At 72.0% G+C, this 21,385-nt stretch carries 19 protein-coding genes; 5 read left to right on the forward strand and 14 right to left on the reverse strand.

The window, feature by feature from the left end:
- Together ACFWXQ_RS21595 and ACFWXQ_RS21600 are read left to right on the forward strand one after the other, a co-directional pair.
- Entirely contained in the window at positions 1 to 408 is a 408-nt protein-coding gene (locus tag ACFWXQ_RS21595; protein WP_383940339.1) for a CoA-binding protein, read from the forward strand.
- Between the two features lie 242 nt (positions 409 to 650).
- Positions 651 to 1,787 carry a PQQ-dependent sugar dehydrogenase gene (locus tag ACFWXQ_RS21600; RefSeq protein WP_383940342.1) on the forward strand — a complete coding sequence of 379 codons (1,137 nt, stop codon included), beginning with the start codon at positions 651 to 653 and terminating at the stop codon, positions 1,785 to 1,787.
- A gap of 98 nt (positions 1,788 to 1,885) precedes the next feature.
- Here the strand turns inward: ACFWXQ_RS21600 and ACFWXQ_RS21605 are convergent, their stop codons facing one another.
- The 3 genes from ACFWXQ_RS21605 to ACFWXQ_RS21615 all read right to left on the reverse strand — a co-directional run bounded on the left by ACFWXQ_RS21605 (position 1,886) and on the right by ACFWXQ_RS21615 (position 4,345).
- Positions 1,886 to 2,794: an MHYT domain-containing protein gene (locus ACFWXQ_RS21605; RefSeq protein WP_383940345.1), complete on the reverse strand. Its 909-nt coding sequence runs from the start codon at positions 2,792 to 2,794 to the stop codon at positions 1,886 to 1,888.
- Positions 2,795 to 3,010: 216 nt separating this feature from the next.
- Positions 3,011 to 3,808 (reverse strand): VOC family protein, encoded by a 798-nt coding sequence (locus ACFWXQ_RS21610; RefSeq protein ID WP_383940348.1) that lies wholly within the window; start codon positions 3,806 to 3,808, stop codon positions 3,011 to 3,013.
- 177 nt (positions 3,809 to 3,985) lie between these two features.
- A complete protein-coding gene (locus ACFWXQ_RS21615) occupies positions 3,986 to 4,345 on the reverse strand; it encodes a metalloregulator ArsR/SmtB family transcription factor (RefSeq protein WP_326731151.1) in 360 nt (119 codons plus the stop codon).
- A 79-nt stretch (positions 4,346 to 4,424) separates the two neighbouring features.
- Between ACFWXQ_RS21615 and ACFWXQ_RS21620 the strand changes: the two genes are divergently transcribed.
- Positions 4,425 to 5,492: a cation diffusion facilitator family transporter gene (locus tag ACFWXQ_RS21620; RefSeq protein WP_383940351.1), complete on the forward strand. Its 1,068-nt coding sequence runs from the start codon at positions 4,425 to 4,427 to the stop codon at positions 5,490 to 5,492.
- An 8-nt stretch (positions 5,493 to 5,500) separates the two neighbouring features.
- Here the strand turns inward: ACFWXQ_RS21620 and ACFWXQ_RS21625 are convergent, their stop codons facing one another.
- Together ACFWXQ_RS21625 and ACFWXQ_RS21630 are read right to left on the reverse strand one after the other, a co-directional pair.
- Complete coding sequence (locus tag ACFWXQ_RS21625) at positions 5,501 to 6,058, reverse strand: YbaK/EbsC family protein (RefSeq protein WP_306941112.1); 558 nt, start codon at positions 6,056 to 6,058, stop codon at positions 5,501 to 5,503.
- Positions 6,059 to 6,101: 43 nt separating this feature from the next.
- Positions 6,102 to 6,674, reverse strand: coding sequence for a helix-turn-helix domain-containing protein (locus ACFWXQ_RS21630; RefSeq protein WP_383940355.1), 573 nt, complete (start codon positions 6,672 to 6,674; stop codon positions 6,102 to 6,104).
- 105 nt (positions 6,675 to 6,779) lie between these two features.
- Between ACFWXQ_RS21630 and ACFWXQ_RS21635 the strand changes: the two genes are divergently transcribed.
- Entirely contained in the window at positions 6,780 to 7,631 is an 852-nt protein-coding gene (locus ACFWXQ_RS21635) for an EamA family transporter (RefSeq protein WP_383940358.1), read from the forward strand.
- Positions 7,632 to 7,708: 77 nt separating this feature from the next.
- On the opposite strand, the gene ACFWXQ_RS21640 is transcribed toward ACFWXQ_RS21635, so the two are convergent.
- Positions 7,709 to 8,494 (reverse strand): acyltransferase, encoded by a 786-nt coding sequence (locus ACFWXQ_RS21640; protein ID WP_383940361.1) that lies wholly within the window; start codon positions 8,492 to 8,494, stop codon positions 7,709 to 7,711.
- 119 nt (positions 8,495 to 8,613) lie between these two features.
- Between ACFWXQ_RS21640 and ACFWXQ_RS21645 the strand changes: the two genes are divergently transcribed.
- Positions 8,614 to 9,144 carry a gamma carbonic anhydrase family protein gene (locus ACFWXQ_RS21645; RefSeq protein WP_383940364.1) on the forward strand — a complete coding sequence of 177 codons (531 nt, stop codon included), beginning with the start codon at positions 8,614 to 8,616 and terminating at the stop codon, positions 9,142 to 9,144.
- 100 nt (positions 9,145 to 9,244) lie between these two features.
- Here ACFWXQ_RS21645 and ACFWXQ_RS21650 read toward each other — a convergent pair whose 3' ends face one another.
- The 8 genes from ACFWXQ_RS21650 to ACFWXQ_RS21685 all read right to left on the reverse strand — a co-directional run bounded on the left by ACFWXQ_RS21650 (position 9,245) and on the right by ACFWXQ_RS21685 (position 21,366).
- Positions 9,245 to 9,892 carry a DedA family protein gene (locus ACFWXQ_RS21650; RefSeq protein ID WP_383940367.1) on the reverse strand — a complete coding sequence of 216 codons (648 nt, stop codon included), beginning with the start codon at positions 9,890 to 9,892 and terminating at the stop codon, positions 9,245 to 9,247.
- Between the two features lie 113 nt (positions 9,893 to 10,005).
- A complete protein-coding gene (locus ACFWXQ_RS21655; protein ID WP_383940370.1) occupies positions 10,006 to 12,474 on the reverse strand; it encodes a beta-glucosidase in 2,469 nt (822 codons plus the stop codon).
- Between the two features lie 206 nt (positions 12,475 to 12,680).
- The gene (locus tag ACFWXQ_RS21660; protein WP_383940373.1) at positions 12,681 to 15,149 is read right to left on the reverse strand and encodes a SpoIIE family protein phosphatase; all 2,469 of its coding nucleotides are present in this window, start codon (positions 15,147 to 15,149) and stop codon (positions 12,681 to 12,683) included.
- 118 nt (positions 15,150 to 15,267) lie between these two features.
- The gene (locus tag ACFWXQ_RS21665; RefSeq protein WP_383940375.1) at positions 15,268 to 16,050 is read right to left on the reverse strand and encodes a GntR family transcriptional regulator; all 783 of its coding nucleotides are present in this window, start codon (positions 16,048 to 16,050) and stop codon (positions 15,268 to 15,270) included.
- A gap of 123 nt (positions 16,051 to 16,173) precedes the next feature.
- A complete protein-coding gene (locus ACFWXQ_RS21670; RefSeq protein WP_383940378.1) occupies positions 16,174 to 17,670 on the reverse strand; it encodes a CoA-acylating methylmalonate-semialdehyde dehydrogenase in 1,497 nt (498 codons plus the stop codon).
- Positions 17,671 to 17,701: 31 nt separating this feature from the next.
- The gene (gene iolD, locus ACFWXQ_RS21675) at positions 17,702 to 19,576 is read right to left on the reverse strand and encodes a 3D-(3,5/4)-trihydroxycyclohexane-1,2-dione acylhydrolase (decyclizing) (RefSeq protein ID WP_383940381.1); all 1,875 of its coding nucleotides are present in this window, start codon (positions 19,574 to 19,576) and stop codon (positions 17,702 to 17,704) included.
- A gap of 7 nt (positions 19,577 to 19,583) precedes the next feature.
- On the reverse strand, positions 19,584 to 20,468 hold the full coding sequence (iolB, locus tag ACFWXQ_RS21680) for a 5-deoxy-glucuronate isomerase (RefSeq protein WP_383940383.1): 885 nt from the start codon (positions 20,466 to 20,468) through the stop codon (positions 19,584 to 19,586).
- A gap of 19 nt (positions 20,469 to 20,487) precedes the next feature.
- A complete protein-coding gene (locus tag ACFWXQ_RS21685; protein WP_359840484.1) occupies positions 20,488 to 21,366 on the reverse strand; it encodes a deoxyribose-phosphate aldolase in 879 nt (292 codons plus the stop codon).
- Positions 21,367 to 21,385: the final 19 nt, after the last annotated feature.

The raw sequence follows: 21,385 nt of genomic DNA on the forward strand, positions 1-21,385 counted from the left end.
GTGTACGGCGACCCGGCAACGATCCGCAAGATCCTCAGCGAGTCCGGCGACACCTGGGCGATCGTCGGCCTGTCGTCGAACGAGCGGCGCGCCGCGTACGGCGTGGCGGACGTCCTCCAGCGCTACGGCAAGCGCATCGTCCCGGTCCACCCGAAGGCCGAGACGGTCCATGGCGAGAAGGGGTATGCCTCGCTCAAGGACATCCCCTTCGAGGTCGATGTCGTCGACGTGTTCGTCAACAGCGATCTCGCCGGCCCGGTGGCCGACGAGGCGGTCGCCATCGGCGCCAAGGCCGTCTGGTTCCAGCTGGGAGTCATCGACGAGGCCGCCTACGAGCGCACCCGCGCGGCCGGCCTCGACATGGTCATGGACCGCTGCCCGGCGATCGAGATCCCACGCCTGGGCTGACGCGCCTGACCCGCGCACACCCCATCGCACGGTGGGTGCGGGATGTGAACCGACTGCGGAACAGGGGCAGTTGGGCGGGTTATTGGTCTAGGCCAAACCGTCCTGCCCCAGTATCCTCATGCGTGGCCAGCGGCACACGATCCCCCCCACCCAGGTTGCGTGCTGGCTCGGGCGACACCCCACACAACCCTGCCCAAGGCAGCCGGGTGACTTCCCCATTCCCCGCCTCATGGAGGGTCACGGTGAAAGTTCGCACCCGAAGCACGGCGCTCATCGGCACCATCTGCCTCGTCGCATCCCTCGCCCTGACCACGGCGTCCGCCGACGAGCCCGCCGCCCCGCGCAAGGCGGCGAAGGTAGCGCTCAAGGAAGTCGCCAGAGCCCAGAACCCGATCGCCGGCGCCGCCGGGCCCGGCGGCACGGTCTGGATCGCCGAACGCGCGGGCACGGTACGGATTCTGAACGACAAGGGGCTGGGCGAGCCCGTCCTCGACATCACCGGCGAGACCACCACCGACGGCGAACGCGGCCTGCTGGGCATCGCGTTCGACAAACGGTTCGCGCACTTCTACATCTCGTTCACGAACCTCGAAGGCACCAGCACCGTGGACGAGTTCGCCGTGCGGCACGGCAAGATCCTCCCCAGCACCCGGCGCACCGTCATCACCCAGACACAGCCCTACCCGAACCACAACGGCGGTGACATCAGGTTCGGGCCCGACGGCTACCTCTACATCGCGCTCGGCGACGGCGGCTCGGGCGGCGACCCGCACGGAAACGGACAGAACCTCGACACGCTGCTCGGCAAGATGCTGCGGATCGACCCGCGGGGCGGCAAGCCGTACGCGATCCCGCGGGACAACCCCTTCGTGAACGATCCGAACGCGAGGGACGAGATCTGGGCGTACGGGCTGCGCAACCCGTGGCGGTTCTCCTTCGACGCGCGCACCGGCGACCTGCTGATCGGCGACGTCGGCCAGAGCGACTGGGAGGAGATCGACTGGGCCCCGGCGAAGAGCAGGGGCGGCGAGAACTACGGCTGGTCCCAGATGGAGGGCACCCATCCCTTCCGTGGCGGAACCGAACCCGCGAATCACGTGCCGCCGGTCCACGAGTACGACCGCACCGGTCTCGGCTGCTCGGTGACCGGCGGATACGTCTACCGAGGCAAGGCGATCCCGGCCCTCAAGGGGCAGTACGTGTTCAGCGACTACTGCGACGGCACCCTGCGCACGCTGCGGATGGCGAACGGGAAGGTGACCGGCGAGAGCGACCTCGGAGTCAACGGCGGGGAGGTCATCTCGTTCGTGCAGGGCGGCGACGGCGAACTGTATGTGCTCGCCATCGGTGGCAGCGTCTCCCGCATCGACCCGGCGTGACCACTACTCGCTGAAGCGGATCGGCGAGGAAGAGGCGAGGAAGAACAGACCGCTGCCCGGCGATCGATCCCGCGCCGGGCAGCGGAGCCGGGGCACGGTCACCAGTTGCGCGGTGCCGGCGCCCCTTGTCCGTACGAGTGGTGACCCGCGTCCTGTCCGTAGGCGCGCCGAGCCGCGTCGGAGGGCGCCTCGAACAGGGAGCCGGACTCCTCGGCCCAGCTCGCCTGTGGTGTGAGCTCACGTCGGCCGGCGACGGGCCGCCGCCAGTCGCCGTCCCCGAGGACCAGCATCGGATCGAACATCACCACCACTCCCGCGAGCAGCAGGAAGAGGGCCGGGCCGAGGAGCATGGGGAGCAGGAGCGATTGGGCGGAGCCGCCGACACCGGGCGAGCCGGTCGCGCCGTGGAGATGCACGCTGACGGCCGCCATGCCCGTGTAGTGCATACCGGAGACGGCGACGCCCATCACGAGGCTGGCCCCCAGGCTCGTCATGAAGCCGCGGATCGCGACCGCGGCCCAGAGCGCGGCGGTCGCGGCGACGATGGCGATCCCGACGGAGAGGGCCACCGTGGGGACGTCGTACTCCAGGCTGCCGTTCACCTGGATGGCCGCCATGCCTATGTAGTGCATGGCCGCGACCCCGATGCCCGTGAAGGCGCCCGCCATGAGCAGGGTCGCCGTGTTCGCGCCGCGGTAGCCGACGGCGAAGACGCCCAGGCCGACGACGACAATCGCGACGGCGAGGCTGAGAATCGTCAGGCCGACGTCGTAGCGAATACGGCTTTCCTCGACCTGGAATCCGATCATGGCGATGAAATGCATCGTCCATATTCCGCATCCGATCGACGCCGCCCCCAGCGCCAGCCACCCCGGCTTCCACGACTGGTCGTTACGCAGTGATCGGGTGATGCAGCGCAGCCCCAGGGCCGCTCCCAGGCACGCCATGACATAGGCGGCCAGCGGCGTGATGAGTCCGTAGCTGAATCCGTCGACAGTTCCTTGCATATGCCAACATCCCCCCGGAAAAACAAGTGTCGCGGGGGACAGATGTACGCGCCGTGACAGGCGTGAGCAAGCGTTTTCGATTGATTCGCAGTGAACTGCATGCCGCGTCCATCAATTCCGGTCATCGATGGGCTTTTTTCAGCCGGAGGCATTCATTCTGGTGGCGCGATCCCATCGTTCGGGCGGTGCGGCCTCATCGCTGCGGCAGGCGCGGCCTCACTGCTCCTTCCGCGATGCCACCGTGAACTGCGCGCCGTCGGGGTCCCGCAGCACCGCCTCCTGCGAGGACGCGCCCTCCTGGACCGTGCCCCCGTGGGCCAGCGCCGCGCGCACGCACGCGTCGACGTCGTCGACCGCGAAGTGGACCTGCCAGTGCGGCCGGACCGTGGGATCGGGCGCCGCCTCCACCGCACCGGAGTGGATACGGGCCACCACGTCCCCGTCGCTGCGCAGCACGACCTCGTCGCCGTCGTAGTGGACCTCGATGCAGCCGGGCTCCGAGGTCGCCCACTCCAGGACCTCCCCGTAGAAGATGGCGGCGTCGAACGCGTTGCGCGTGTGCAGCCGCAGGAAGGCCGGGGCCGCCCGGCGCCAGGTCTCCCAGCCCGCGACGAGCTGGCCCTCCCAGATGCCGAAGACGGCGCCGTCGCGGTCGGCCAGCAGGGCGGCGCGGCCCGGCGGGAAGCGGATCGGCCCGACTGCCGTCGTACCGCCGCGCTCCTGGCCCCGGGCGACGGTCTCGTCCGCGCTGTCCACGGCGAAGTACGGGGTCCAGGCGACGGCCATCTGCCACGTGGAGGCAACGGCGGCGATGCCCGCGACGGGCACCCCTTCCGCGTACGCGATCCGGAACCGGTCCATCAGCCTGGCCTCCCGGAAGCGCCAGCCGAGCACCGCCCGGTAGAAGTCCTCCGCGGCGTGCTGGTCACGCGCCGTCAGGCTGACCCAGCACGGGGCACCGGCCACCGCGTGGCTGGAGATGACGTCGCTTCGGACTGTGGTGTCGCGGTTCATGGCAGTACCGTCCTGAATCGGGCTGACCGGCGTGTGCGGACGTCCGACAGCGTCGGAAGCACCCTCGGGGCCGTGGTTCCGTCACCTCCAGCATCACCCGCATCGGCGTCCCGCGCCCGGAGGCGGTTTCCGGCTCACGCCCCGAGTACCCGTGGGCCCCGCCCGAAACAGACTGCCTCAGTCGTGCGCCGGCCGGTCGCTCAGGCGGTGGTCGGCCAGGTTCAGCGCCTCGTCCACGACCCGGCGCAGATGGCCGTCGCGCAGGGAGTAGATCACCCGGCGGCCCTCCTTGCGCGTGTTGACGAGACCGGCGAGCCGCAGCCGCGCCAGATGCTGGCTGACGGCCGGACGGGCCGCGCCGCAGCGCTCCGTGAGCGTCGTCACGTCGGCCTCGTCCTCGGCCAGGGCGTGCAGCAGGACGAGCCGGGTGCGGTCGCCCAGGAGGGCGAGCACCTCCGCGGCGAGGGCGAACTGTTCCTCGCCCGGCGTGCGCGGATGCTCATCGTTCGCAGGTGATAGGTGCATGCGTGCGCTCATACGCACATAATGGCTCCGTGGACGTCGTCGAGTCCACCGAGCACGCCGGAAAGCCGAGCACACCGGAAAGGGGACTCATGTGAGCGCCGGACACCACGGGCACAGCCACCAGGACGACCACGGCGCCGGGCACCCGCCACGCGCCCGCCACAGCCTCCGTCACCGTCTCACCCACCGCGTCGCCCACCTCCTCAAGCCCCACTCCCACGCGAGCATCGACAAGGTCGACTCCGCCCTCGAATCCTCGGCCCGGGGCATCCGCACCCTCTGGATCTCGCTGGGCGTCCTCGGTGTGACCGCGGTGGCCCAGGCGGCGGTCGTCGCGGTCTCCGGTTCGGTCGCGCTGCTCGGCGACACCGTGCACAACGCGGCGGACGCGCTCACCGCCGTACCGCTCGGCATCGCCTTCGTGCTGGGCAGAAGGGCGGCGACGCGCCGGTTCACGTACGGCTACGGGCGGGCCGAGGACCTGGCGGGGCTCGTGATCGTGCTCACGATCGCCGCGTCCGCGGTCTTCGCGGGCTGGACGGCCATCGACCGGCTGTTCGCACCCCGCCCGGTCGAGCACATCCCGATCGTCGCCGCGGCGGCCGTCATCGGCTTCGTGGGCAACGAATGGGTGGCCCGCTACCGCATCCGCGTGGGCCGCGACATCGGCTCGGCTGCGCTCGTCGCGGACGGACTGCACGCGCGCACCGACGGCTTCACCTCGCTCGCCGTGCTCCTCGGCGCGGGCGGCGCGGCCCTGGGCTGGCAACTCGCCGACCCGGTGGTCGGGCTGGCGATCACGGCCGCCCTGCTGCTGGTGCTGCGCGACGCCGCACGTGAGGTCTTCCGCCGGGTCATGGACGCGATCGACCCGGAGCTGGTCGACACGGCCGAGCAAGCACTGCGCGAGGTGCCGGGCGTGCAGGCCGTCGGCGAGCTGCGGCTGCGCTGGATCGGCCACCGGCTGCGGGCCGAGGTGGCGGTGGTCGTCGACGGCGAGGCGAGCGTACGGCAGGCCCACGGCATCGCCGTCGAGGCCGAGCACGCCCTGCTGCACGCCGTCCCGGGGCTCACCGCGGCCCTGGTCCACGCGGACCCGTCACCCGCGCCGGGCGAGACGGACCCCCACCTGGCCCTGGCCCACCACACGGCCGCCTGAGGGAAGGGTCAGGCGACCCCGAGCCCCTCCAGCACCACGGCGTTCGGCAGCTCCGCGAACGCCTTGCCCGGAACGAGCAGCTTCCCCCGCCGGCGACCGCTGCCGACCAGCACGTACGGGAGGTCGACCACCGCCGAGTCCACCAGCACCGGCCAGTCGGCGGGGAGTCCGATCGGCGTGATGCCGCCGTACTCCATGCCGGTCTCGCCGGTCGCCGTGTCCATCGAGGCGAACGACGCCTTGCGCGCGCCCAGTTGACGGCGCACGGCGCCGTTCACGTCGACACGTGTGGTCGAGAGCACGACGCACGCGGCGAGCGTGCTCTCCCCGCCGCGCTTGCCCGCGACGACCACGCAGTTGGCCGACCGGTCGAGGAGGTCCTTGCCGTAGTGCTCGACGAAGGTGGCGGTGTCGGCCCACTCCGGCTCGGTGTCGACGTACACGATCTGGTCGGCGGGGACGCTGCCGCGCCACTGGCGTACGGCGTCGGCGACCGGGCGGGTCAGTGTGTCGAGGCAGTCGGGAGCGGGGGTGGCGTCGTCGAACTGTCCGATGGGTGCGCGCATGACGGCACGCTAACAGCCGTGCGCACGGCACCGGACGGGGGTCTCAGTGCACGCCCGGGACCGACACCGCCATGACCATCTCCAGCGGTTCGTCGCCCGAATTGGCGTACGTGTGAGGGGTGTTGGCCTCGAAGGAGACGCTGGCGCCCGCGGGAACCCGGTACTCCGCGCCGTCGACGGTGAGCGTCAGTTCGCCCTTCGTGACGTGGAGGAGCTCGACCGTGCCCGAGGGGTGCGGGTCGGAAGGGCTGCCCTCGCCCGGCATCAGCAGCCAGTCCCACATCTCCAGCGGGCCGGGTGCCTCGGTGCCCGCGAGGAGCCGGTTGTAGCTGCCCGCGTCGGTGTGCCAGAGCCGCACGGCCTGGTCGGCCGGGACGATCCTGACCTTCGGGCCCTGCTCGTAGTCGAGCAGTGTGGTGATGCTGATGCCGAGCGCGTCACCGATCTTGACGACGGTGCCCAGGCTGGGGTTGGTCCGGGCCTGCTCGATCTGGATGAGCATGCCGCGACTGACCCCCGCGCGGGCGGCGAGCGCGTCCAGGGTGAAGTTGCGCTCGGTACGCCAGCGCTTGACGTTGCGCGCCAGGGACTGGGTCAGCAGGTCGAGGTCCGACACTTTCCGTCCAATGTGTTGTTCAATATTCTGGATGACAGAGTTCAATGAACTGAACTACGGTGTGGTGCACCGAATCGTTCATCGAACTGTACTGCGAGGCATCCGATGACAGCGCTCTTCGCCCTGGCCACAAGCCTCCTGTGGGGGCTGGCCGACTTCGGCGGAGGGCTGCTGGCACGACGTACGCCCGCGCTGACGGTCGTGGTCGTCTCGCAGTCGATCGCCGCCGTCGTGCTCGGCGCGATCGTCCTCGTGACCGGCGCCTGGAGCGAGACGGGCCCGCGGCTGTGGTTCGCGGTGGCGGCGGGACTAGTCGGGCCCGTCGGGATGCTGGCCTTCTACAAGGCGCTCGCCCTCGGCCCGATGGGCGTCGTCTCGCCGCTCGCCTCGCTCAGCATCGCCGTCCCCGTGGCGGTCGGACTCGTTCTCGGCGAGCGCCCGGGCCTGGTGCAGTTCGCGGGGATCGCGGTCGCCGTCGTGGGGGTCGTCCTCGCGGGCGGACCGCATTTCAGGGGCGCACCCGTGCAGCGGCAGGCCGTGCTGCTCACCCTGGTCGCGGCGTTCGGCTTCGGCGCGGTGATGGCACTGATCGCCGAGGCGTCGTCCACCCTCACCGGCCTCTTCCTCGCCCTGTTCGTACAACGCGTCACGAACGTGGTCACGGGAGGCGCGGCCCTGTACGTCGCCGTCCGGCGGGGCAGCGTGCCTGCCCCGAGGATCGCGTGGGAGTCCGTTCCGGCCCTGGCGTTCGTCGGGCTCGCGGACGTGGCCGCCAACGGCACGTACTCACTGGCCGCCCAGCGCGGCCCGGTCACCGTGGCCGCGGTTCTCGCCTCGCTCTGCCCGGTGGTGACCGCCCTCGCCGCGCGCGGCTTCCTCAGCGAGCGGCTGCGCTTTGTCCAGGCGGCCGGCGCGGGCCTGGCGTTGGTGGGCACGGTACTGCTCGCGACGGGCTGAGCCACCACCGGACCTCGCCCCCGAAAGGGCCGCCGCCGGTCCGGACCCCGGCGGCCCGAAAGGTCCCCGGCGGCCCGTCAGGACTCGGCTCGTACGTCCTCGTGGGCGGCCTCGACGGCCCGCAGACCGGCGATGCTCTCCGCGTCCAGCTCCGCCAGCGCGAGCAGCTGCTCCGGTGTGACCCCGTCGGGGATCGGCACCGGCGCGGGCGTGCGCAGCGGCGGCTGCCAGCCCTCACTGGGCGTCCAGCGGCGTACGACCCTGGCCGGCGCCCCGGCCACCACCGCGTGGTCGGGCACGACTCCGCGTACGACCGCGCCGGCCGCCACCACGACGTTCCGCCCGATGCGCGCGCCGGGCAGGATCACCGCGCCCGTGCCGATCCAGCAGCCCGGTCCGATCTCCACCGGCTCCATCCGCGGCCACTGCTTGCCGATGGGCTCGTGGGGGTCGTCGTACGAGTGGTTGGTGGACGTCACGTACACGTACGGCCCGAAGTAGCAGTCGCTGCCGATCGTGACCGTCGTGTCGGCGATGACGTGGCTGCCGCGGCCGAGGACGACACCGTCGCCGATGCGGAGGATGGGGTCCGGGCCGAGGTCGAGGTCGGGCATCAGCCCGGCGGTCAGAGTGACCTGTTCGGCGATGATGCAGTGGTCGCCGAGATGGATCCACGGCTCGCCGAAGACGGTGCCCTGCGGGAAGGCGAGCCTGGTACCTGTTCCCATCGCCCCGAAGTGGAGTCGTCCGGGCCGCTCGGCGGTCACCGCGCCCGTCCGTTGCACCCAGGACCAGCCCGCGTGGACGGCGCGCTGGACGAGTCGGCGCCGCCGGGATGAGAACGTGTTCTTGCGCTTGGGCACCCGCTCACCGTACTCAGCGTGACGTCCTGCCAAGAGCTCGGGCGCCTGTGATCTTCGCCCCACCGTGGGGTGGCCGCATCCCTTACGGTGCCGGTACCAACGAGAACGAGGAGACGGCGATGACGCACGAGGCGCTGATCGCGGGCGTGGGCGGCAAGGATCCGAAGGTGGATCAGGAGGCGTTCGTCGCCCCGATGTCCGTGGTGCTCGGCGAGGTGACGCTGCATCCGGGCGCGAGCGTCTGGTACGGGGCGGTGCTGCGGGCCGAGTGCGGGCCCATTGTCATCGGCGCGGACAGCAACGTGCAGGACAACTGCACGCTGCATGTCGATCCCGGGTTCCCCGTCACCGTCGGGGAGCGGGTGTCGATCGGGCACAACGCCGTGGTGCACGGTGCCACTGTCGAGGACGACTGCCTGGTCGGGATGGGGGCGACAATCCTGAACGGGGCGGTGATCGGGGCCGGGTCGCTGGTTGCCGCGCAGGCGCTTGTCCCGCAGGGGATGCGGGTGCCGCCGGGGTCGCTTGTCGCCGGTGTGCCCGCCAAGGTGAAGCGGGAGCTTACGTCTGAGGAGCGCGAGGGGATTTCCCTCAACGGGACGTTGTACGTGGGGTTGGCTCGGGAGCACCGGGCCGCACACGGAGGCTGATGTTCGTCGCGGGCTGCGGGCCGGGTGTGGCTGGTCGCGCAGTTCCCCGCGCCCCTGGAACGGGGCTGCGCCCCGTCACAGGGCGCGGGCCCTCGGTCGCCTAGTCGGTCGCCGGGATCGGCTCCCGGTCGGACTCTCGTTCCGCCGAGACCTTCTTCGCCTTGCGCTTGAGGACCAGCATCGAGGTGAGGCCGATGAGGAGGGCCAGGACCAGGCCGAGCCAGGAGAAGCGCTTGAGCCAGGACTCGGCGACGATTCCGACGTAGTAGATGACGGCGGTGGTGCCGCCGGCCCAGAGGATGCCGCCGAGGACGTTGGCGGTCAGGAACTTCCAGTACGGCATGCGCAGCACGCCCGCGAGCGGGCCCGCGAAGATCCGCAGCAGGGCGACGAAGCGGCCGAAGAACACGGCCCACATGCCCCACTTCTCGAAGGACTTCTCGGCGGTGGCGATATGGCCCTCGCTGAAGTGCCTGGGGAATTTCGCGCCGAGCCACGCCAGCAGTGGGCGTCCGCCCTTGCGGCCGATGGCGTAGCCGATGGAGTCACCGATGATCGCGCCGGCGACGGCGCAGGCGCCGAGGACGACGGGGTTGATGTCACCGTGCTGGGAGGCGAGCAGCGCCGCGGAGACGAGGATGATCTCACCCGGCAGCGGAATGCCCAGGCTCTCCAGGCCGATGACCAGGCCCACCAGCGCGTAGATGCTGACCGCAGGCACGGTCTCTAGCCACTCCTGGACGTGCAACGCCTGTTCCTCCCGGTTCACCGCGGGCCGGGCCCGGCCCGGCGTGCGCTCGGCCGCGAGCGCACGCCGGGCAGCCTACCCGGTCACTTGGACGGCACTGTGTCCCGTCGGCCTCACACCTGTGCCCGCCCGCTGAGCCGCAGTTCACCCGCAGAGGCCCCCACCCAGACGGTCCGCGTCCCGGTGCCGAGCACCCAGCCGTGCCGCTCGGCGTGCCACGAGGAGAGCGTGCGCTCGTCGACGCGCACGGTGACCCTGCGCGACTCCCCCGCCTTCAGCGCGAGCCGCTGATAGCCGCCCAACACCCTTTCGGCCCGGTCGATTCGGAGGTCCGGCGAGGGGCCCACATAGACCTGCGGGATGTCGACCCCGTCCCGCCGTCCCGTGTTCCGCACGGTGAACACCACCTCCAGCCCGTCCCCGGTCCGCTCCACGCCCAGGTCCTCGTACACGAAGGAGGTGTACGAGAGTCCGTGCCCGAACGGGAACAGCGGCCGCACGTTCTCGGCGTCGTACCAGCGGTGGCCGACGTGGACGCCCTCCGAGTACTCCTCGACGCCGTTCACGCCCGGGTAGCGGCGCGTGTCGCCCGCGACCGGGTGGTGGTCGTCGTCCACCGGGAAGGTCTGGGTGAGCCGTCCGCCGGGGTCGCAGTCGCCGAACAGGACGGCGGCGGTGGCGGCCGCGCCCTCCTGGCCCGGGTAGTACATCTGCAGCACGGCGGCGGTGCGCTCCAGCCACGGCATCGACGTCGAGGACGAGGTGTTGAGGACGACGGTCGTACGGGGGTTCACCGCCGTCACCGCCTCGATCAGCCCGACCTGGTGGCCGGGGAGCGCGAGGGTCGTGCGGTCCTGGTTCTCGGTGGCGTCCTCGTAGGCGAAGAGCACGACGCTCTCCGCGGCCCGGGCCGCCTTCACCGCCTCGGCGACGTCCTGGGCGCGGGTCGCACCGGTGACGTGCCGCAGCCGGAACGTCTGCCCCTGGGCGCCGCCCTTCGCGGTGATCTCGACCCGGTGCTCCCCGGCGGTGAGACCGAGCGTCCTGCGGCGCACCGCGAGCCCGTCGGGCGCGGCCGACACCAGTCCGCCCGCGAAGTACTCCGCGAGCCCGGTCGCCACCGGGAAGAGGTCGACTCCGTCGAGGAGCACCTTGGGCCGTGTGCCGGAGTAGTGGACGGCGAAGGTCCACTCGTCGTCGTCCTCGACGGTCAGCGTCCCCTTGTACGTCCAGGTCTTCCCGGCGCCGACCTGCTGGCCCTCCGGGTCGATGCCCTCGGCGAGCGCGTCCTCGGGCAGGGGCTTGCCGAAGAGGTCCTCGCCGAGCGCGTAGGACACCTGGGCGCCTTGTCCCGCGCGGGACTTGATGGCGTCCAGGGGGCTGTCGGCGTGGTCGGGGACGACGTGGGCGCTGCCGCCGCCGCTGACGAAGGGCAGCGAGCCGGTGGGGCCGACGACGGCGATGCTGCGGGCGGTCTCGCCGGTCAGGGGCAGCGTGCCGTTTCTGTTGCGCAGGAGGGTGGCGCCCGCCTTGGCGACCTCCAGGGCGACCGCCGCGCCCGCCGACGGGTTGCGGGCCGGGCGGGGCGGGGCGCTGCCGTCGAGCATCCCGAAGTCGTCCATGGTGGTGAGGATGCGGCGTACCGCCCGGTCGACGTACTCCTGGGAGACGCTCCCGTTCTGGACGGCCGTCTTCAGCGCCGCTCCGAAGTACTTGCCGTTCGGCATCTCCATGTCGAGGCCCGCGGTGAGCGAGGCGACCGTGCTGTGGGCCGCGTGCCAGTCGGTCATCACCCAGCCCTCGAAGCCCCAGCGGTCGCGCAGGATGCCGGTGAGGAGTTCCTTGCTCTCGCAGGCGTAGGTGCCGTTGACCTTGTTGTAGGCGCCCATGACCGCGCGGGCGCCGGCGCCGACGGCGGCCTCGAAGGCGCGCAGCTCGACCTCGTTGAGGGTCTGCTCGTCGACCCGTACGTCGATGGAGTCGCGGTCCTTCTCCTGGTTGTTCATCGCGTAGTGCTTCACGGTCGCGATGAGGCCCTCGCTCTGGATGCCCTTGATCTCCTCGGCCACGAGGTCGGCGGAGAGCAGCGGGTCCTCGCTGAACGTCTCGAAGTTGCGGCCCGCGTACGGGGTGCGGATGAGGTTGACCATCGGGGAGAGCAGCACGTCCTGGCCGAGGGCGCGGCCCTCGCGGCCGATGACCTGGCCGTAGCGGCGGGCGAGGCCGGGGTCGAAGGCCGCGGCGAGCAGGACGGGGGCGGGCAGGGCGGTGGCGTGCTGCTTGACGCGGACTCCGGCGGGGCCGTCGGCGAGGCGCAGCGGCGGGATGCCGAGCCGTTCCACGCCGGGCACGTAGCCGGCCTGGCCGAGGGCCTTGGGGTCGGTGGCGCCGTGCAGCAGGGAGAGTTTCTCGTCCAGGGTGAGCTTGGTGAGCAGTCCTTCGACGCGGGGGCCCGCGGCCGGTTGTCGCCGGGCGGCGGCCGCGTGGGCGAGGGACGGCGGCCCCGCGGTCGCGGCCAGGGCGACGGCGGTCGCGCCGCTCAGCAGGCGCAGGACGGACCGCCGGGACACGGTGTCGGACATGAGGCGTCACTCCTCGTTGGGTACGGGCACGAGGAGGTGAACCGCGGGGGCGCGCGGGCGGCCGGTCCGGGGTAGACCTCCGGACGCACTATGCGACAAAAGTTACTTAATACACCGTTAGGCACAACGGCACGCCGGAAACGTGTCGCACCGAGATGCCTCGCCGCCGTGTCGCACCACCCCGATGCGAGGGAGTGACGGCGCGCTCAGATCTCAGGGCCCGTCAGCGACTGCTCGGTCCAGATGATCTTGCCGTCCTGGGTGTAGCGGGTGCCCCAGCGCTGGGTGAACTGGGAGACCAGGAACAGTCCGCGGCCGCCCTCGTCGGTCGTCTTCGGGTGGCGCAGGTGCGGGGCGGTGGGACTGGCGTCCCAGACCTCGCAGACCAGGGTCCGCGACATGATCAGCCGCAGTCTTATCGGCGCGGAGGCGTGCCGGATGGCGTTGGTGACGAGTTCGCTGACGACGAGTTCGGTGGTGAAGGTCAGCTCGTCCAGGCCCCATTCGCACAGCTGCCGTGAGGTCCGCTTGCGCACGTCGGCGACGGCCGCCGGGTCGCTGGGCAGCTCCCAGGACACCGTCCGTTCCGCGTCCAGTCGGCGGGCGCGGGCCATCAGCAGCACCACGTCGTCCGGCGGGCGGGCCGGGACCAGCGCCTCCACGACGGCCTGGCAGCGGTCGTCGAGGCTGGGCGCCCGTCGTTCGAGCACCCGGCGCAGCCGCTCCCGGTCGGCGGCGGCGTCCCGCTGCGGTGCGGGCCCCTCTGCGGCGAGCAGGCCGTCGGTGCACAGGGCGAGCACACTGCCTTCCGCGAGCGGCAGTTCGACCGACTCGAAGGGCGGGCCGCTCACCCCGAGCGCGGGTCCGGGCGGCAGCTCGGGGAAGTCGACCGTGCCGTCCGGGGCGACGATCGCGGGCAGACCATGGCCCGCGGCGGCCATGGAGCACCGGCCGCCGACCGGGTCGTACACCGCGTACAGACAGCTGGCGCCCTTGGCCCGTACGCCGTCGCCGCGCGGGGCCGCCCCGGCGTCGTCCTCGTATCCGGCCCGGTCGACCAGGTCGTCGAGGTGGGCGAGCACCTCCTCGGGCGGCAGGTCCAGGTCGGCGAGGGTCTGTACGGCGGCTCTCAGCCGGCCCATGGCCGCGGCGGCCTCGATGCCGTGGCCGACGACGTCACCGACCACCAGGGCGACCCGCGCGCCCGACAGCGGGATGACGTCGAACCAGTCGCCGCCGAGTCCCGTCAGCTCGTCGGCCGGGCGGTAGCAGGCGGCGACCTCCATCGCGTCCTGCTCGGGGAGCCGGTGCGGCAGCAGATGGCGCTGCAGTACGAGGGCCGCGTCGCGCTCCCGGGTGTAGCGGCGGGCGTTGTCGAGGGACAGGGCCGCGCGGCCGACCACCTCCTCGGCCAGGCCCAGGTCGTCCTGGTCGAAGGGGTCCTGCCGGTGGCGCCGGAAGAACGTGGTGATCCCGAGCATGGTGCCGCGGGCCCGCACCGGCACGATCATCGCGGTGTGCAGTCCGAGCTCCAGGAAGGTGGCGGCCCGGTCGCCCGCGATGTCCGTGGCCCATTCCGGAGCCAGCGGGTCGAGCCGCTCCTCGATCCAGGACGTGCCGCCGGTCAGCGCGCGGACCGGGGGTGCTCCGGCCACGTAGGCGGCCACCTCGCCGATCCCGACCACGGCCTCGGGGACGCCCTCGTTCACCGACTGGTGTCCGGCCCGGCGCAGCGGCATCGCGTCCGTCCCGCTCAGGGGCCCGGAGACGGGCTCGCCGCCTTCGAGGACGGTCTCCAGCAGATCCACGGTGACGAAGTCGGCGAGTCCCGGCACCGCCACGTCGGCCAGCTCCTGGGCGGTCTGCATGACGTCCAGGGTGCGGCCGAGGCGCTTGCCGGCCTGGTCCAGGAGGGTGAGGCGCTGGCGGGCCCGGTAGCGCTCGGTGACGTCCACGACGGTGTAGTACACGCCGATCGGGTTGCCGTGGTCGTCGTCGAGCCGGGTGAACGACATCGCGTGGGCCGTGTCCCGGTGCGGCGCCGAGCGGACCGTACCGACGTGTTCGTAGCCGACGACGGCCTCGCCGGTCTCCAGGACCTGGCGCATCACCGCCTCCAGGGCCCGGGCGTTCAGGCCCGGCTGGATGTCCGCGAGCCGTTTGCCGATCCGCTGGTGCGCGGGTCCGCCGCCGAACTGCTCCAGGGCCGCGTTCGACCACACGTACCGCAGATCCGCGTCGACGATCGCTATGCCGATGGGTGAGTGCGAGGCCAGCCGCTCCAGCACCGAGCGGCTCATGTCCCACCCGGCGGCGCCGGTCGAGTCGGCGGCAAGGACCACCCAGCGCGGCGGGCCGTCCTCGGCCTCCAGGGCCGGGACGACCCGCACCGTCGTGACGACGGGGTGTCCGTCGCGGTGGCGCACCGCCAGAAGCCCGGTCCAGCCGCCGTTGCGGCCGCAGCGGCGGGTCAGGTCGGGCAGGCGCTCGGCGTCCTCGGGCATCAGCAGCTCGGCCGCGGCCCGGCCGACGACCTCGGCCCGGCGATAGCCGAACAGCCGCTCGGCGTCGCCGGTCCAGCCGGCCACCGCCATGCGCGCGTCCAGCAGCACCACCGCGGCGTCCGCCATGTCGAACCGCCGCCGCGCCACGCCGCTCTCCTCGCTCGTCGCCACTCTGACCCCCTCCGTCCCGGGGAGTGGTCCGTTCCGCTACGCCACGCTCCGTGCACCCGTGCGATACGGGCCCAACGTACCGCCGCGGCCGCCTTCCGACCCCGGCAGCCGCACCCGATCAGGGCCGTACGAGCAGCTGGAAGTCGAACGTGTAGCGCGCGGCGCGGTAGACGTGGGTCCCGTACTCTACGGCCCGCCCGGTGTCGTCGTAGGCCGTGCGGCACATGGTGAGCAGCGCGGCTCCCTCCGGCTCGTCGAGCAGGGTCCCCTCGTCGGCGGTGGCGCAGCGGGCGCCCACGGTCTGGTGGGCGCTGTGCAGGGTGATTCCGGCGGCCCGCATCATCCGGTAGAGGCCGGTCTCCTCAAGCCGTTCGGTGTCCAGGCCGAGGAGCGAGGCGGGCAGGTAGTTGGACAGGTGGGCCACGGGTTCGCCGTATGTGGAGCGCAGCCGTTCGAGCGCGATGACGTCCCGGCCCTCGGGGATGCCGAGGGCTGCGGCGACCTCCGCCGAGGCCGACTCGATCTCGTTGCGCAGCACCCGGGTCGCGGGGCTCTGTCCGGCGGCCGCCAGGTCGTCGTAGAGGCTGCTCAGTTCCAGCGAACGCCTGACCTGGCTGTGCACCACCTGGGTGCCGATGCCGCGGCGGCGCACCAGCAGGCCCTTGTCCACCAGGGACTGGATGGCCTGGCGGACGGTCGGCCGGGACAGCCCGAGCCGGGCGGCGATGTCGACCTCGTTGCCCAGCAGGTTGCCCGGGGCGAGCGCCCCGTGCTCGATCGCGGACTCCAGTTGCTGGGCGAGCTGGTAGTAGAGCGGGATCGGGCTGCCCCGGTCCAGGGCGACCTCCAGGCTGTCGAACGCTGCGGCGTTCGCCTGACGTGCGGTCTCGGTCTCTGCCACGGAGCCCTCTCCCTTCACATGTCCGTCGGTGCGTGGCGTCCGGTCGGGTCGTGCCGTTGCCACGTACCGCTTCGGTGAGGCCGTACCCGGGTCGGGCACGGCCTCCTTCGGGTGCGGCTTCCGTCAGGAGTGGCTGGGGAAGCCGAGGTTGATGCCGCCGCTGTCGGCCGGGTCGGGCCAGCGGGTGGTGATGACCTTGCCCTGGGTGTAGAAGGCGATGCCGTCGTTGCCGTAGATGTGGTGGTCCCCGAAGAGGGAGTCCTTCCAGCCGCCGAACGAGTGGTAGCCCACGGGCACGGGGATCGGCACGTTCACGCCGACCATGCCGGCCTGGGCCTCCAGCTGGAAGCGGCGGGCGGCGCCGCCGTCCCGGGTGAAGATCGCGGTGCCGTTGCCCCAGCGGGAGCTGTTGATCAGCGCGATGGCCTCGTCGTAGGTCTCGGCGCGGACCACGCAGAGCACCGGGCCGAAGATCTCGTCCTTGTACGCGTCCGCGGTGACCGGCACCTTGTCGAGGAGCGAGACGCCGATGAAGAAGCCGTCCTCGTGGCCCGGGACGGTGAAGCCGGTGCCGTCCACGACGACCTCGGCGCCCTGGGCGGCCGCGCCCGTGACGTACGAGGCGACCTTGTCGCGGTGCTCGCGGGTGATGAGCGGGCCCATCTCGCTGGCCGCGTCGCTGCCGGGGCCGATCTTCAGGCCCTTGGCCCGCTCGGCGATCTTGTCGACCAGTTCGTCGCCGGTGTCGCCGACGGCGACGACGACGGACACGGCCATGCAGCGCTCGCCGGCCGAGCCGTAGGCGGCGTTGATGGCCTGGTCGGCTGCGAAGTCCAGGTCGGCGTCGGGCAGTACGAGCATGTGGTTCTTGGCGCCGCCGAGGGCCTGCACGCGCTTGCCGTGCTCGATGCCCTTGAGCTGGATGTACTTGGCGATGGGCGTGGAGCCGACGAAGGAGACGGCCGTGATGTCCGGGTGCTCCAGGAGGCGGTCCACGGCGACCTTGTCGCCCTGCACGACGTTGAGCACGCCGTCGGGGAGGCCCGCCTCGGAGGCGAGTTCGGCCAGCCGGTAGGAGGCGGAGGGGTCCTTCTCGCTCGGCTTGAGCACGAAGGTGTTGCCGCAGGCGATGGCCAGCGGGAACATCCACATCGGCACCATGGCCGGGAAGTTGAACGGGGTGATGCCCGCGACGACACCGAGCGGCTGGCGGATCGCGGCCACGTCGACGCGCGTGGAGACCTGCGTGGACAGCTCGCCCTTCACCAACTGCGGTACGGAACAGGCGAGTTCGACGATCTCCATGCCCCGGGCGACCTCGCCGAGCGCGTCCGAGTGCACCTTGCCGTGCTCGGCGGTGATCAGCTCGGCGATCTCGTCGCGGTGCGCGTCGAGCAGCTCGCGGTACTTGAAGAGGACGGTCGTGCGCTTGGCCAGCGAGGCGGTCCCCCAGCTCTCGAAGGCGGCCTTCGCGGAGGCGACGGCGGCGTCCACCTCGTCCACGGAGGCGAAGGGCACCTGCTTCTCCTGGGCGCCCGTGGCGGGGTTGTAGACGGGGCCGAAGCGGCCGGAGGCGCCCTCGACGGGCTTCCCCCCGATCCAGTGGTTCATGTTCTTCATGGTGCGGATCCTTTTCGTGAGCGGGGGGAGGTCAGAGGTGGCGGCGGCGGTCGACGACGCGCCGGTCGTACCTCTCGCGGGCACGGGAGGCGGCGTCGCGGGTGGCGACCTCGGCGACCGGTACGTCCCACCAGGCCTCGGCGGCGGGGGCGGTGGGCGTCGGGTCGGTCTCGACGTACACGCACGTCGGCCGGTCCGAGGCGCGGGCCGTGGCCAGGGCGTCGCGCAGTTCGCGGACGGTCTTGGCGCGCAGGACGTCCATGCCGAGGCTGGCCGCGTTGGCGGCCAGGTCCACGGGCAGCGGGGCGCCGGTGAAGGTGCCGTCGGCCGCCCGGTAGCGGTAGGCGGTGCCGAAGCGCTCGCCGCCCGTCTCCTCGGAGAGGCCGCCGATGGACGCGTACCCGTGGTTCTGGATCAGCACCAGGTTGACGGGCAGGCCCTCCTGGACGGCGGTGACGATCTCGGTGGGCATCATCAGGTACGTGCCGTCGCCGACCAGTGACCAGACGGGGGTGCCGGGGGCGGCCTGCTGGACGCCGATGCCCGCCGGGATCTCGTAGCCCATGCAGGAGTAGCCGTACTCCAGGTGGTACTGGTGCGGGCTGCGCGCACGCCAGAGCTTGTGCAGGTCGCCGGGGAGCGAGCCGGCCGCGTTGATGACGACGTCGTCGTCGCCGACCACGGCGTCCAGGGCGCCGAGGACCTGGGTCTGGGTGGGGACGGCGTGCTCGTCGTCCGCCCGGTACACGGCGTCCACGACCTCCTCCCAGCGCTCCTTGCCGGCGCGGTACTCGGCCTCGTACGCCGCGTCCACGCGGTGGCCGGACAGCGCCTCGGTAAGGGCCTCCAGACCGGCGCGGGCGTCGGCGACCAGGGTCCGCGCGCTCAGCTTGTGCGCGTCGAAGGCGGCCACGTTGAGGTTCACGAACCGCACGCCCGGCTCCTGGAAGAGCGTGGCGGAGGCGGTGGTGAAGTCCGTGTAGCGGGTGCCGACGCCGATGACCAGGTCGGCGGTGCGGGCCAGTTCGTCGGCGACGGCGGTACCGGTGTGGCCGACCCCGCCGACGTCCGCCGGGTGGTCGTAGCGCAGGGAGCCCTTGCCTGCCTGGGTGGACGCGACCGGGATGCCGGTGGCCTCCACGAACGCCTTGAGGGCCGGCTCGGCCTCGCTGTGGTGGATGCCGCCGCCCGCGACGATCAGGGGTCGCCTCGCGGCCCGTACGGCTTCCACGGCGGCCGCGAGCTCGGCCGGTTCGGGGGCCGGACGGCGTACGTGCCAGATCCGGTCGGCGAAGAACTCCTCGGGCCAGTCGTACGCCTCGGCCTGGACGTCCTGCGGCAGGGCGAGGGTGACGGCGCCGGTCTCGACCGGGTCGGCGAGCACGCGCATCGCGTTCAGGGCGGAGGGGATCAGCGCCTCGGGGCGGGTGATCCGGTCGAAGTAGCGGGAGACCGGACGCAGGGTGTCGTTGACCGACAGGTCCGCCTCGACGGGGTGCTCCAGCTGCTGGAGGAGCGGCTCGGCGGCACGCGTCGCGAAGTAGTCGCCGGGCAGGAGCAGCACCGGCAGGCGGTTGACCGTGGCCAGGGCGGCGCCGGTGACCAGGTTGGTCGCGCCGGGGCCGATGGAGGTGGTGACCGCCTGCGCGGAGAGCCGGTTCAGCTGGCGGGCGTGGCCGACGGCGGCGTGCACCATGGCCTGTTCGTTGCGGCCCTGGTGGAACGGCATGGTGTCCTCGCCGGCCTCCAGGAGCGCCTGGCCGATCCCGGCGACGTTGCCATGGCCGAAGATCCCCCAGGTCCCGGCGATCAGCCGGTGCCGTACGCCGTCGCGTTCGGTGTACTGCGCGGCCAGGAAACGCACCAGTGCCTGGGCGACGGTCAGGCGGAGGGTGGAGCGGCTCATCGGTTCCTCACTGGGTGGTTCGGGTCAGCCGGGGGTCGACGGGCTGGCTCGGCCAGGTGTCGCGGATCCAGGCGTGGTCGGGGTGGTCGCAGATCAGCCAGGCCCGGTCGGCGCCGGGGCCCGCCATGACGTTGAGGTAGTACATGTCGTGGCCCGGTGCCGCGATGGAGGGGCCGTGCCAGCCGTCCGGGACCAGGACGATGTCGCCGTCGCGCACCTCCGCCAGCACGTCCGTGCCGTTGCCGTGGCCGGACGGGGAGACCCGCTGGTAGCCGAGGCCGGGCGTGCCCTCGTGGGCGGCGATCTCGAAGTAGTAGATCTCCTCCAGCTCCGACTCCTCGCCGGGCCGGTTCTCGTCGTGCTTGTGCGGCGGGTACGAGGACCAGTTGCCGCCCGGGGTGATCACCTCGACCGCGATGAGCTTGTCGCACTCGAAGGCCCCTGCCGCGCCGAAGTTGCGGACCATGCGGGAGCAGTTGCCGGCGCCGCGCAGCTCGACCGGCACGGACTCGGCGGACCCGTAGCGGGCCGGCAGGCGGCGGGAGCAGCGGGCCCCGGTGAGCGCGAAGCGCCCCCCGTCGGCCGAGGTGAGCGTCGCGGTCGCGTCACGCGGCACGTATACGAAGTCGCTGGCACCGCTGAACACGCTCGCGCGGCCGTGCAGCTCGAACTCGTCGCGGCCGAAGTCGTCGCCGACCGTGACGGCGCAGCCGCCGCTGAGCGAGGTCACGATCCACTCGCTGTCCCCTGCGGTGAACAAGTGCGTGCCGCCGGGCGCCAGTTCGAGGACGCGCAGGCTGGAGTGGTCCCAGCCGGCACTCTCCGGGGTGATGTCCACGGCGTACGGACCGCTCGCGGCCTTGCCCGCGGGCAGGTGGTGTGCGCTGGTCATGAAAAGTGAGTCCTTCCGGTCAGAGCAGGCCGACCGCGGTGTCCACCGCAGTCTCCACACTGCCCTCGGCGGGATAGAGCAGGGACCGGCCGACGACCAGACCCTGGACGGTGGGCAGTCGCAGCGCCTTGCGCCATCTCTCGTACGCGCCCTCCTGGTCCCTGCCGACCTCGCCGCCGAGCAGAACGGCGGGCAGGGTCGAGGTCTCCAGCACGGCGGCCATGTCGTCCGGGTCGCTGGTGACGGGCAGTTTCAGCCAGGTGTAGGCGGAGGTGCCGCCGAGCCCGGAGGCGATGGCGATGGAGCGGGTGACGGCCTCGGCGGTGAGGTCGTTGCGGACCGTTCCCTCGACGCGGCGGGAGATGAACGGCTCGACGAACACGGGAAGCCGGTGCGCGGCCATGTCGTCGATCGCGCGGGCGGTCGACTCCAGGGTGGTCAGCGAGCCGGGGTCGTCGTAGTCGATACGCAGCAGCAGCTTGCCCGCGTCGAAGTTCAGCCGGGCTATGTCCTCGGCGCGGTGTCCGGTGAACCGGTCGTCCATCTCGAAGACGGCACCGGCCAGGCCTCCGCGGTTCATGGAGCCCATGACGACCTTGTTCTCCAGCGCGCCGAGCAGGAGCAGGTCGTCCAGGATGTCGGCGGTGGCGAGCACGCCGTCCACGCCCGGCCGCGACAGGGCGACGCACAGACGCTCCAGCAGGTCGGCGCGGTTGGCCATCGCCAGCCTGCGGTCGCCCACTCCGAGCGCGCCGCGCGCCGGGTGGTCGGCCGCCACGATCATGAGGCGGCCGCTGTCGCCGACCAAAGGGCGCCGGGTACGGCGGGCGGCCGCTTCGGCCACCGCCTCCGGGTGCCGGGCGCGCACCCTGACGAGGTCGGGGATGGTGATGCTCAAGGGTTGGCTCCGTTCAAGG

The organism is Streptomyces sp. NPDC058697 (genome assembly GCF_042715345.1).
GTDB classification, from domain to species: Bacteria; Actinomycetota; Actinomycetes; order Streptomycetales; family Streptomycetaceae; genus Streptomyces; species Streptomyces liliifuscus.